12 protein-coding genes are annotated in these 11,996 nt (G+C 41.5%); 3 read left to right on the top strand and 9 right to left on the bottom strand.

Features of this window, described 5'->3' with window-relative positions; all coding sequences use genetic code 11:
- Positions 1-11: 11 nt before the first annotated feature.
- Positions 12-833 carry an IclR family transcriptional regulator gene (locus AC4CUZ_RS17105; RefSeq protein ID WP_490747940.1) on the bottom strand — a complete coding sequence of 274 codons (822 nt, stop codon included), beginning with the start codon at positions 831-833 and terminating at the stop codon, positions 12-14.
- A 185-nt stretch (positions 834-1,018) separates the two neighbouring features.
- Here AC4CUZ_RS17105 and fahA point away from each other — a divergent pair, with 185 nt between their 5' ends.
- Genes fahA through AC4CUZ_RS17120 form a run of 3 tightly spaced genes read left to right on the top strand, consistent with a single transcriptional unit; the run spans position 1,019 to position 3,559 of the window.
- On the top strand, positions 1,019-2,302 hold the full coding sequence (gene fahA, locus AC4CUZ_RS17110; RefSeq protein ID WP_490747941.1) for a fumarylacetoacetase: 1,284 nt from the start codon (positions 1,019-1,021) through the stop codon (positions 2,300-2,302).
- Between the two features lie 21 nt (positions 2,303-2,323).
- Positions 2,324-2,962, top strand: coding sequence for a maleylacetoacetate isomerase (maiA, locus tag AC4CUZ_RS17115; RefSeq protein WP_426977296.1), 639 nt, complete (start codon positions 2,324-2,326; stop codon positions 2,960-2,962).
- A gap of 21 nt (positions 2,963-2,983) precedes the next feature.
- Positions 2,984-3,559, top strand: a complete 576-nt coding sequence (locus AC4CUZ_RS17120; protein WP_490747942.1) for a VOC family protein — start codon at positions 2,984-2,986, stop codon at positions 3,557-3,559.
- A 277-nt stretch (positions 3,560-3,836) separates the two neighbouring features.
- Here the strand turns inward: AC4CUZ_RS17120 and AC4CUZ_RS17125 are convergent, their stop codons facing one another.
- From AC4CUZ_RS17125 to AC4CUZ_RS17160, 8 genes are all read right to left on the bottom strand, one after another.
- Entirely contained in the window at positions 3,837-4,901 is a 1,065-nt protein-coding gene (locus AC4CUZ_RS17125; RefSeq protein WP_490747943.1) for an ArsO family NAD(P)H-dependent flavin-containing monooxygenase, read from the bottom strand.
- Positions 4,902-5,057: 156 nt separating this feature from the next.
- Positions 5,058-5,762, bottom strand: coding sequence for an arsenical resistance protein ArsH (gene arsH / locus AC4CUZ_RS17130; protein WP_490747944.1), 705 nt, complete (start codon positions 5,760-5,762; stop codon positions 5,058-5,060).
- Between the two features lie 4 nt (positions 5,763-5,766).
- Positions 5,767-6,807: an ACR3 family arsenite efflux transporter gene (gene arsB / locus AC4CUZ_RS17135; RefSeq protein WP_067669987.1), complete on the bottom strand. Its 1,041-nt coding sequence runs from the start codon at positions 6,805-6,807 to the stop codon at positions 5,767-5,769.
- 7 nt (positions 6,808-6,814) lie between these two features.
- On the bottom strand, positions 6,815-7,288 hold the full coding sequence (locus tag AC4CUZ_RS17140; protein ID WP_279698750.1) for an arsenate reductase ArsC: 474 nt from the start codon (positions 7,286-7,288) through the stop codon (positions 6,815-6,817).
- A gap of 6 nt (positions 7,289-7,294) precedes the next feature.
- Positions 7,295-7,615, bottom strand: coding sequence for a metalloregulator ArsR/SmtB family transcription factor (locus AC4CUZ_RS17145; RefSeq protein WP_004694638.1), 321 nt, complete (start codon positions 7,613-7,615; stop codon positions 7,295-7,297).
- 57 nt (positions 7,616-7,672) lie between these two features.
- Positions 7,673-8,107, bottom strand: coding sequence for an arsenate reductase (glutaredoxin) (gene arsC / locus AC4CUZ_RS17150; protein ID WP_490747946.1), 435 nt, complete (start codon positions 8,105-8,107; stop codon positions 7,673-7,675).
- A gap of 478 nt (positions 8,108-8,585) precedes the next feature.
- Entirely contained in the window at positions 8,586-10,304 is a 1,719-nt protein-coding gene (locus tag AC4CUZ_RS17155) for a GMC oxidoreductase (RefSeq protein ID WP_490747947.1), read from the bottom strand.
- Positions 10,305-10,418: 114 nt separating this feature from the next.
- Complete coding sequence (locus AC4CUZ_RS17160) at positions 10,419-11,864, bottom strand: coniferyl aldehyde dehydrogenase (protein ID WP_490747948.1); 1,446 nt, start codon at positions 11,862-11,864, stop codon at positions 10,419-10,421.
- Positions 11,865-11,996 lie beyond the last annotated feature (132 nt).

Below are 11,996 nucleotides of genomic sequence, written 5' to 3' on the forward strand. Positions count from 1 at the left end.
AAGCGATGCTTTTATATGGCAGCAGCTGGATGAAATAAAGCATCGATCTGTCGCTGTACGCCAAGAACATAATCAATTGCCTGTTGCATTTGTCGTTCGGGTAACTGATCTTCTGTGCCAATACAAGTAATGACATGATCCAGTTGCTGCGTGAGATTAAAGACTGGAATACTAATCGCATTGATCCCTGCCATCATATCTCCTGTGACTGAAGCATAACCTTGACTCAGGATTTTCGCTTTCAGCTCTAAAAAATCTTCCCAATTTGCAGGATACTGCTCTGGTTTAGCGCTACTTTTCCACTCTTTTTCCAATAATGGCTTGATGATGTGCTCAGGCTGATAGCAGGCATGCAAACGCCCTGTCGCAGATTTCAGCAGAGGCATGCGTGAACCGACTCGGGTAATAATATTAAAGACATGGTTAGATTCTAAAGACTGAACCACGACTGCGCCATCGGCAAACCATTTACTCACATGAATACTGCAATTCAGACGTTGCTGAATGTCCTGAATATAACGCTGGCTTAATTCCAGCATATCTGTTCGTTTGAGTGCATTCACCCCAAAAGCATGTGCGCGCTCACCTAAGCTATAACGCCCATCCGTTAATTGCTGAGCATAGCCTTTACGAATCAAGCTCACCACATAACGGTGTACTTTGGCCGGATGCATGGATAAAACTTCGGACAGCTCTTTTAACATCATCGGTGCATTATGTGCAGTTAATGCATCTAATACGGTTAATCCAACTTCCAGAGACTGAACCCCTCCCTGTATTTTTTCTTCCTCAACACTCATCGCTTTACCCTGCATAGCTGCATTAGTTGTCATAACTCCATTGGTGAATTGTACTACTTAAATCAAAAATGTGAGCCATCTAAACCTGACTCTCTCATTCAGAGTAGTATAGCTCAATAATTTACACTATTCATAAATAAATTATTTATTGCGTAATTTTAAAATATAAGTATGATTCTATCTAGAACTTAAATTTTCCACGGAAAGGATCAATATCCATGAGCAAACGCTTGAAGTCATTTGTTGAAATTGCTGCACATTCAGATTTCCCGCTAGAAAACCTGCCTTATGGCATTTTTAGTGAAAAACACAATTCGCAGCCTCGTGCTGGCGTAGCACTGGGAGAATGGGTAATTGATCTGGCGGTACTGGAAGCGCATGGTTATTGCAAAGTGGCAGATGGCAAACTGCTCTTTAATCAGCCGACACTGAATTTGTTTATTGAATCAGGTCAAGCCAATTGGTCTAAGGTCCGCGCTGAATTACAAGTTTTGTTGTCCGCAGATAATCCTGAACTTCGTGATAATCAGACCCTGCGTGATCAGGTTTTCTTCAAACAATCAGACGTTAAAATGCATATGCCTGTAAACATCTCAGGCTATACCGATTTCTATTCGTCTAAAGAACATGCCACCAATGTCGGTTGCATGTTCCGTGACCCGAAAAATGCGCTGCTGCCCAACTGGTCAGAACTCCCTGTTGGTTATAACGGTCGTGCCAGCTCGGTCATTGTGAGTGGTACAGACATTGTCCGTCCATCAGGACAAATCAAGCTGCCAGATTCAGAACGTCCCGTATTTTCTGCTTGCCGTAAACTCGACTTTGAACTTGAAACTGGTTTTATCGTAGGCAAGGCAAGTCAGCTGGGTCAACCTGTTCCAATTGAAAACGCTTGGGATCATATTTTCGGTATGGTGCTGTTTAATGACTGGTCTGCTCGTGACTTGCAGCAATGGGAATATGTGCCACTTGGTCCGTTTAATGCCAAAACTTTTGCGTCGTCTATTTCACCTTGGATTGTGACGCTGGAAGCACTTGAGCCATTTAAAACCAGTTCGCCTGAACAAGAGCCAAAACCTTTGGCTTATCTGTGTGAAGACAACAGCAGCAACAGCTATGACATTCATCTTTCGGTTGAAATTCAGCCTGAGAATGACGAAAAAAGTGATGTGATCTGCAAAACCAACTTTAAATATATGTACTGGTCCATGGCTCAGCAGCTGACACATCATACGATTGCGGGCTGTAACTTGCAGGTCGGTGATTTGATGGGTTCAGGGACCATTTCAGGACCAACCCCAGATTCTTATGGTTCATTACTCGAAATCACATGGAATGCCACCAAACCTTTAACGCTATCAAATGGCGAACAGCGTAACTTCATTCAAGACGGTGATACCGTCATTATGAAAGGCTATTGTGAAAAAGATGATTTGCGGCTTGGTTTTGGTGAAGTCAGCGGCAAAATTCTGCCAGCAATGGATTTTGGTTTTACCCAATAATTGCAGACTAGGATGTTGCCCATGAAACTGTATACCTATTTTCGTAGTTCTGCGGCTTACCGAGTTCGTATTGGCCTGAATTTAAAAGGTCTGAATGCTGAACATGTCCCTGTGCACTTAGTCAATAATGGCGGTGAACAGCATAGTGAAAGCTACCGTCAGATCAATCCTAGTGAGCTGGTGCCCACATGGGCAGAGCAGGATTTTGTTCTGACTCAATCGCTAAGTATTCTTGAATATTTAGAAGAAAAATTCCCAGACATGGCCTTGCTCCCTCAAGACTCGCAGCAACGTGCTTTGATCCGTGCATTTAGTTTGAGTATTGCCTGCGATATCCATCCACTCAACAACCTACGGGTACTTCAGTACCTGACGGGTACATTGGAAATAAGTGATGCGCAGAAAACAGCTTGGTATAAACACTGGGTTTTAACGGGCTTTAAGGCCCTTGAAACACAGTTGGAACAGTCAAATGGCAAATTCTGTTTCGGCAATCAGCCCACCCTAGCAGATTGCTGCCTGATCCCACAAGTCTATAACGCGCTACGTTTTAATCTTGATTTATCGGGTTATCCAAAAATTTGTTCGATCTACACCCATTGCAACAGTTTAGAGGCCTTTCAACACGCTGCACCCGAAATGCAACCTGAAGCTGCTTAAGTTTTTTATAAGGATATAAAAATGACCATTCAAATTGAAAAAATCCACCATGTGGCCTACCGTTGTAAAGATGCCAAAGAAACGGTGGAATGGTACAAAAAGAATCTAAACATGGATTTCATTCTCGCCTTTGCTGAAGACCATGTACCATCAACCAAAGCCTTTGATCCCTATATGCACCTATTCCTAGACGCAGGAAATGGTAATGTTCTGGCTTTCTTTGAACTGCCAACCCAGCCTGAAATGGGCCGTGATGAAAACACCCCAAAATGGGTGCAGCACATTGCACTCAAAGTCAAAGACCGTCAGGCACTGATTGATGCTAAAGAACACCTAGAAGCCAATGGCATAGAGGTCTTGGGCATTACCAATCATGGTATTTTCCACTCAATTTATTTCTTTGATCCAAATGGCCATCGTTTGGAATTGGCTTATGACGATGAAAAAGCACCACAAAAAATTGCCATGATTACTGAACAAATGAAATATGACATGCTGGAAGAATGGAGCAAAACCAAACGCGCGCCGCAGCATACGCATTTCCTACATGCAGATGAATTAAGCCATAACTCTCGTACCGCCAAACTAGATGCTTAAATCTGGCAATTTGATTTGTGCTGATGGTGAATGCCTTAGAGGCAAGTTCAACGATGATAAAAAAACGCAAAGCAGCTTCGGCTGCTTTTCTGATTTCAATAGATAGGTTTTCTTATTTTAATTAGCTACTTAGAGTAGCTTAAATCTCCTATCAATCATCAATAATTGCTTTCCATTTGCTTCACGGCGAATTCTATTTCCGTCCTCCTCCGTATCGAATCAAATCGAATTGTTCATGCATGAAACCTGTCTATGCATCCCTTTAAACTTATACGTTTTAGCTAGTCAAGTAGGCAGCAATTTCATCAGCCGCAGCTCTTGCTGTTCTGGACACTCCAATTAAAGTCGCCGATGCCATGCCTGTCCACTCACCATAGCCAACCAACCATAAATTATTTACTTTCATTGAACGCCCATTATGGACAGCAACCGTTTGATCAGGTTCTACCACATCAAGACTTCTTAAATGATTCAGTGAAGCTTTGAACCCTGTACACCAAATCACAGCATCTACGGCTTGTGTTGTACCATCCGCCCAAACAACTGAATGTTCTTCAAATGCATTAAACGGTTCTCGGCTATGTAATACGCCACGTTCACGGGCCTCTTTGACAGTGTCTATCATGACAATATCACCCAGACCACCTACAGGCTGATTGATCACTTTACCTTCCTGTTGGGCTTTTAAACGCTCCGTTGCCCGAAGAAACAAGACCCGCCCATCAACATCATCCGATAAAAATTGAGGTGGTGTTACTGTGACCCAAGTGGTATCTGCAACTTTTGAGACTTCAGCAAGAATTTGTGCACCAGAGTTGCCACCTCCAACCACGATCACTTTTTTATTGATGAAAGGCTCTGGATTTACGTAATGAGCTGAATGTATTTGTATCCCTTCAAATCGCTCATGTCCTTCATAATGTGGAATATAAGGTTGACTCCATGTTCCTGTAGCACTGACCACCGCTTTAGCTCGCCAATATTGTTCGCCAGCATACACATCTAAATAGTCATCTTTTTGTTCAATATGATCGATATGGACTGGCCGAATGGTCGGAAATTGATAGCGTTGCTCGTATGCCAACAAATACTCGATCACTTCATTTCGCGTTGGGTAGGTGTGTTCAGTCGTTGGCATCATCCAACCCGACAACGAACTCCATGTATGCGGTGAAAAAAGACGTAGCGACTGCCATGCATGCAGCCATGCACCGCCAGCTTGCGATTGATCATCTAAAATCACAAATGAAACTTTTTTACGTTTGAGAAAATAAGCTGTAGCAAGTGCCGACTGACCACCACCAATAATAATCACATCGATTTCTGCTTGTAATTGAGCCAAAGTATCGCTCCCATTCTTTATTATCATAATCAAACTTAAAAACCCAGCCTGCTCAACAGACTGGGCTTATTTCATACAATTTTCAAGCGTTTAAATGAGCTTTTCAAATGCTCAATTGATCAAGATACTTTTCAACATCTTTGATCATCTAAAAATTTATAAGCTACGTTGATTGACACGCTTAGATAATTCTTCTGCCGACTCTTTTCGTTCTGAATAACGGTTTGTGAGGTACTGACTCTGCCCACACGTCAGCAGAGTGAATTTATACAGCTCCTCCATAACATCGACAATTCGATCATAAAAGGCTGAAGGTTTCATTCGTCCATCTTCTTCAAATTCCAAAAAAGCTTTGGGAATAGACGATTGGTTTGGAATCGTGATCATACGCATCCAACGACCTAAAATACGCATCTGGTTTAAGCTATTAAAAGACTGCGACCCCCCACTCACCTGCATCAAGGCTAAAGTCTTGCCTTGGGTTGCACGAATTGCACCACCTGCCAGTGGAATCCAGTCAATTTGCGATTTGAAAATTGAACTCATTGAGCCATGACGTTCCGGCGAGCACCACACCATGCCCTCTGACCATGCCAAAAGTTCATGTAGTTCTTTGGCTTTTGGATGCTCCATATCCGCATCTTCAGGTAAGGGCAAGCCCTTAGGATGAAAAATTTTCACTTCAGCGCCAAACTGCTCCAAGATACGACCAGCTTCCATCACCGCCAATCGGCTGTATGAACGCTCACGGTTAGAGCCATAGAGCAGCAAAATACAGGGTGGATGATCTAGCACTTTGGCCTGTACTTTTTCTAAAGTAGGTTGATCGAGAAGATTCATATCTACATTTGGGAGATTCATAGCGTTAGGCCTCTTTAAAGTATTTCTTTCTTAACCACAATGACACGCTCACCAAAGCAATCAGCACAGGCACTTCAACCAATGGTCCGATCACCGTTGTAAAAGCGACTGGCGAAGCTAAACCGAATGTGGCGATTGCAACGGCAAGTGCTAATTCAAAGTTGTTTCCAGCCGCAGTAAAAGAGATTGCTGCTGTCTTCGGATAATCATTGCCCATCCATTTGCTCATAAAGAAGCTAATAAAGAACATCAATACAAAGTAAATTGTTAAAGGAATCGCAATTCGTAAAACATCCATTGGCAGGCTTACAACATCACCACCTTTTAGGCTAAACATAGCCAAAATCGTGAACAGCAAAGCAATCAAACTTAGAGGACTGATTTTCGGAATAAACTTGGTTTGATACCACTCCACGCCTTTTTGTTTCACCAAAATTAAGCGCGTTAAGAAACCTAATAAAAACGGAATACCGAGATAAACCAAAACAGCATGGGTAATGGTCCAAAAATCAACATTGATCACTTGCCCTGCAACGCCAAAATAAGGCGGTAAGAACGTCAAGAATAACCAAGCATAAGTACTAAAAAACAAAATCTGAAAGATACTGTTAAAAGCGACCAATGCTGCGACATATTGATTATCACCACAGGCCAAACCATTCCAGACTAAAACCATCGCAATACATCGTGCTAAACCAATCAGGATTACGCCTGTCATGTATTCGGGATAACTCTGCAAAAATATGATTGCCAATGCAAACATGAGCACGGGAGCGATCAGCCAGTTTTGTACTAAGGATAAAGTTAGTGTTTTCTTATCCTTAAATACTTGCGGCAACGTCGCATAGTCCACTTTTGCCAGTGGCGGATACATCATCAAAATCAAACCTATCGCAATCGGGATATTGACTGAATCCACACTCATTTTATCCAAAGCGACAGAAGCTTGCGGAAAGAACACACCTATCGCAATCCCCAACGCCATAGCAATAAAAATCCATAGCGTGAGGTTACGATCTAAAAAGGATAGTCTTTGTTGAGCCATGATGTTCTCATTCAATATGCGAAATTTGATTGATTGCAGCAATCAATTCAGGACGAGACATGTGCGCTGTATCCAGTGCCAACAATGCATCTAAACGACGATTGATATGGTCTACAGTCACTTGGAATGCTTTTAGTTTTTCTTCTTTAGGTAAGTCTAAGTGTGATGGATCAGCCAAACCCCAATGTGCCTTGATCGCTCCACCTAAATACAGTGGACATGCTTCTTGTGCTGCCGAATCACAGACGGTAATCACAACGTCAGGTTGGTATTGTTCGCAGTCATCAATCGTTTTACTCCACAAACCTTCAGTTGAAAGACCTAAGTTTTCCAGAGTTTCAATGGTCAATGGATGCACCTGTCCAGATGGTTTGCTACCTGCACTGTAAGCTTTCCACCCTTCAGGCGCACGACTATTAAACAGCACTTCTGACAGGATGCTACGGCAACTATTTCCAGTACACAAAAAAAGGAATTTCATCTTGTTCTACTCGCAATAACTATTGATTTGTTGAAATGATGGAGCAACTTTTGGCTGTAAATCAGCATTTTTAAGGGTGTTAAGTACGTCTACGCACCAAGTGGGTAAATTGGGATTGAGACTGTAATAGACCCATTGCCCTTGACGTCGATCTTGTAAAAGACCAGAAGAGCGTAATAAGGCTAAATGCCGTGAAATCTTGGGTTGGCTCAGCTGTAATTTTTCAGTCAAATCACAAACACACTGTTCATTATTCCCAAGAACCAACATGACGATGTTGAATCGCGTTTCATCAGCCAAACATTTAAAGAAATTGATTTGATCCATACTTTCACTCACTCTGACATATGGATATATCAATATTCACATATATCCATGAAATTTTTATTTCAATCGCTGCCCATTTGCATCAAGTACTTGTTCACCGTCTTCTTTAGTGAAAGCACCCTTTTGTGGGAGTGGTAAAATTTCTAAAACTAGTTCTGACGGACGACTTAAACGAGTTCCTAATTCAGTCACCACGAATGGACGGTTAATCAAAATTGGATGCTGAAGCATAAAATCTAAAAGCTGTTCATCCATCCAATCATCACGTTCTAGCTCTAGATCATGATAAGCATCAACATTCTTACGAATCGCTTCTCTCACCGTTAAACCTGCATCCGCAATCAGCTGAATGAGCTCACTTTTAGATGGAGGATTGACAAGATATTCAATGATTTCAGGTTCAATATTGGCATTACGAATTAACGCCAATGTATTGCGTGATGTACCACATTCAGGGTTGTGATAGATCTTCACTTTTGGAGTAGCAGTCATTTGCTCAAACTCAATTGAATCTTTATATATATTTATATACGAATAATCATATATATGCAAATCCATATTTAAAGAATGAAAAATGATCTTTTTGGAATATATAGTGATCGAATGAGCATGTTAAAATTAGATAAAATACAAGATTTAGAGGTCAAGCTATGGAAACAGTCATGATTACTTTGATCATAGTGATTATTTTGATTTTACTAGTCATATTTTATAACAAGAAAAAATAAACTATGGCTTTTGGGTTTACGGATAGACTCAGTAATGCCCCCCAATTAATCGGTAAAAAGGTAAGATAGCTTTTCGCTCTCTTCTTAGCTTAGGAATTTCTGAATTATAGCCCATAAAATCAGCAACGCCCTCTAACGCTGTCATACAGCGTTAGAGGGATAATGATCTCAAGATTGTATTGCTTCGGATGTCAAATTTGCCTTATTAGGCACCATCACCAGCCCAAACCATATCCACTTTTTTAAGCATTACTTAATGCACTGGCTAAATCCCCACTACCCTTCAAATCAGACACCTGTCCCTCCAAAGGCTGACTCAATTCAATACGCTGAATCTTTGCTGCCCGCTCTGCGGAGAACACTGGAATTTGACTCATCGCAAATTCAGACAGTGCGGTAATGGTCAGTGAGGGATTCACACCTAAATTTCCAGGTACAATCGAACCATCTAATACGCGTAAATTTTGATAACCAAAGACTTGACCAGTGAAGTCCACAACGCCATTCGACTTGTCATTGCCCATCGCGACACCACTCATAATATGTGCTGTCGTTGGCGTTCCCAGTAGAATTTCAGTAAGAGCAGAACCCGGTTCTCCACCTAACTTTTGTGCAATCATTTTAGTGGCTTCTTCGGCTGCAGGGAATGAAACGGTGAGTGGCGTGTCCCCTTCTTTTTGCACGGCAGTAATACTATTCTGGAACAGTCGATACCACTTTCTACGCCATTCAAAATGAATAAACGCTTCAGACTTTTGCATCACCAATAAAATAATAGAGTCTTTGGCTTTACCCTTATAGCGTAGTACTTTAAAAGTTTTTAAGGGATGCAACAGTGTAGTGAACACAAACTTTATAAAGCGCATAAAGCCCTGACCAGTCACCATCGGCACATATGGAATATAAATCCATGAAGCATCTGCACCTTCAGGAAAACGTGTGACCTCAATATTGGTATCCGCATCGACTGAAATAAAGGAACTGATTGCCACCCCATCATCCAGTTTTTTTCCTGTGTTGTTCACTGTGGTCAGGGTTTCTGAATTCGTCCGAACTTCCTGTCCCAGCAATGAAGAAATATTGGGTAAAGTCTTATGCTGATCACGCATTTTTAACAACATCGGTACCGTACCCATCACCCCAGCAGATAACACTACCCCACGACTGCGCAAACTATACCGACGAACTTGTTTCCCAAGGCTTTCTTTGACTATTACTTCGTAACCTGCGCTACCATCTTCATTCAATGGTGTAATTTTCACCACTTCTGAACTTGGACGAATTTCAACGCCATTACGCTCAGCAAAATATAGGTAATTTTTCATCAGGGTATTTTTGGCATTATTACGACAGCCCAACATACAACTGCCACAATAAATACAGGAGTTACGATCTGGTCCATCTCCATTGAAATACGGATCTTTCGCTACTTGTCCTTCTTGACCAGCTACTTGAGAAAAGAAGACCCCCGTATTCACCGTTTTAAATGAATTTGCATATCCAATTTCACTCGCAACTTCTTTTAACGTGTCGTCTGCAATATTGGTATAAGTATTATTCGCTGTACCCAACATACGTTGAGCGAGACCATAAAACGGCTTTAAGGTTTCTTTCCAGTCTTTACGAATCTTGGTCCATGCCTCGGACTCAAAAACTGCATCAGGTGGAATTAAATGTACATTGGCATAAATTTGTGAGCCCCCACCAACGCCTACCCCATGCAAAATGGTGGTTTTACTGGTGAAAGTAAATTGCATCGTACCTCTGAATCCCAGTTCAGGACGCCACAAATAGTTTTTAGTGTCTAAATTGGTGGTTGGAAAATCCTTGTCTTCTCGGCGTAAGCCTTTCTCCAAAATCAGGACTTTATAGCCTTTTTCACTGAGGCGTAAAGCACTGACCGATCCACCAAAACCTGAGCCAATCACGATTTGATCATAATCAAAATCTTTATTATTCATACTATTAACTCCTTTAATAGTTTTATTTTTCTGTTTTTAAATACACTAATTCCTTCACTTCAAAATATCCATCTTGAAGTGAAAAGTGATGTTGAGGTTTTAAAATTTAAGCGCTTATGACTTCATGCGAATCAATAAATTCAACAGCCAATTAGCAAATTTTCCATACGGTGGCGCGAGAAACTTCAAACTCGAAAAACCCGCCTGATAAAACACAGGACGCATTTTGGAAAAAGTCAAAAAGCCTTCATAACCATGATAGTGCCCCATCCCGCTGGCACCGACTCCACCAAATGGCAAGTCATGCTGCCCGACATGAAATAAGGCATCATTGACCGAAACCCCGCCCGACATAACTCGGCTGATATAAAATTCGACTAGGCTTTTGTTATTACTAAATGGATAAAAGGCCAATGGACGATCACGCTGCACAATATAGTCCACCACCTCTTCAGGCTTCTGGTAGATTTTGACCATCAAAATTGGGCCAAAGGTTTCACGCGTATCGATTTCCATCGCATCATTGCTGTTCAACACCAAAGTCAGTGGGAATTTTCGTGTCCCCGCATCAGGCTCTTGCTGATTTAAATTAATCAAACTTGCCCCTTTGGCTTCAGCATCTGCCAAGCTATGTACTAAGCGCTGAAAGGCACGCTCATCAATCACAGAAGTATAATCTTTGCTATGAATATCAGGCACATGTTCCTGCACCCACGCTGCCGCGGCTTGAATAAAAGCTTGTAACTTCGACTCATGTACAAATAAATAATCGACATTGGTACAAATTTGCCCCGCATTAAACTGTTTCACAAACATAATGCGTTCTACAGCTTTCTCAATAGGGTATTCAGGATCAATCACCGCAGGAGATTTACCACCCAACTCCAAAGTCACTGGCGTCAAGTTCTGTGCTGCAGCAGCCATGACTTTACGCCCTGTCGCACCAGAGCCAGTAAACATCAAGTGATCAAACGGTAGTTTTGAAAACGCGATGCCCACTTCACCAGTCTCATCGAAAATCTGTAATTTTTCCGCTTTAAAGTATTTGGGACTTAACTCAATCAGTAATTCAGCCAAATGTCTTGAATTTTCAGACATTTTAACCATAGCGGTATTTCCCGCAGCAAACACGGCTGACAACTGTGAAAACATCAAATTAATGGGGAAATTCCACGGCACAATAATTCCAATCACCCCCAGCGGCTGCGGAATCACACGGTTTTTTGCACCAAAATACAAGCTATGATCGACATGTCGTTTTTGTACTTTGGTCCACTGCTTCAAGTGTTTGATGCTACCGTTAATATCATCCGTGACAGTAATAATTTCTGCCAATAAGGTTTCATGACGTGAACGATTGCCATAATCACGATTCAGGGCGTCAATAATTGCTTCACGGTGATTGTTAATCAATGCTTTTAAATTCAGTAAATGTTGCTTACGTTGCGCAATCGTTTCAATGCCTTGCTGATGAAAGCTTTTGCGCTGTAATTGAAAACAATCGTTTAATGTCTGTTCTATCACTGTTTGCTCGATATGAGACTGAACCGTAAGTTGCATATGCTTTTCCTTTCACGGCTAAAAATGGTGATTCAATACTTCTTTTCTATGTTGTTTGAGATAATCTCTTATCCTACTTTAACAAATGACTTGAATTATGCTTGACTTTTTAGGACACTAAATTGATCTTTT

The sequence above is a fragment of the Acinetobacter sp. 789_lipA genome, from assembly GCF_058242845.1.

Coding starts and splice junctions, on each gene's coding strand:
- AC4CUZ_RS17105 (WP_490747940.1), bottom strand. CDS start 833: ATGACAACTAATGCAGCTATGCAGGGTAAAGCGATGAGTGTTGAGGAA.
- fahA (WP_490747941.1), top strand. CDS start 1,019: ATGAGCAAACGCTTGAAGTCATTTGTTGAAATTGCTGCACATTCAGAT.
- maiA (WP_426977296.1), top strand. CDS start 2,324: ATGAAACTGTATACCTATTTTCGTAGTTCTGCGGCTTACCGAGTTCGT.
- AC4CUZ_RS17120 (WP_490747942.1), top strand. CDS start 2,984: ATGACCATTCAAATTGAAAAAATCCACCATGTGGCCTACCGTTGTAAA.
- arsH (WP_490747944.1), bottom strand. CDS start 5,762: ATGAATCTCCCAAATGTAGATATGAATCTTCTCGATCAACCTACTTTA.
- arsB (WP_067669987.1), bottom strand. CDS start 6,807: ATGGCTCAACAAAGACTATCCTTTTTAGATCGTAACCTCACGCTATGG.
- AC4CUZ_RS17140 (WP_279698750.1), bottom strand. CDS start 7,288: ATGAAATTCCTTTTTTTGTGTACTGGAAATAGTTGCCGTAGCATCCTG.
- AC4CUZ_RS17145 (WP_004694638.1), bottom strand. CDS start 7,615: ATGGATCAAATCAATTTCTTTAAATGTTTGGCTGATGAAACGCGATTC.
- arsC (WP_490747946.1), bottom strand. CDS start 8,107: ATGACTGCTACTCCAAAAGTGAAGATCTATCACAACCCTGAATGTGGT.
- AC4CUZ_RS17155 (WP_490747947.1), bottom strand. CDS start 10,304: ATGAATAATAAAGATTTTGATTATGATCAAATCGTGATTGGCTCAGGT.
- AC4CUZ_RS17160 (WP_490747948.1), bottom strand. CDS start 11,864: ATGCAACTTACGGTTCAGTCTCATATCGAGCAAACAGTGATAGAACAG.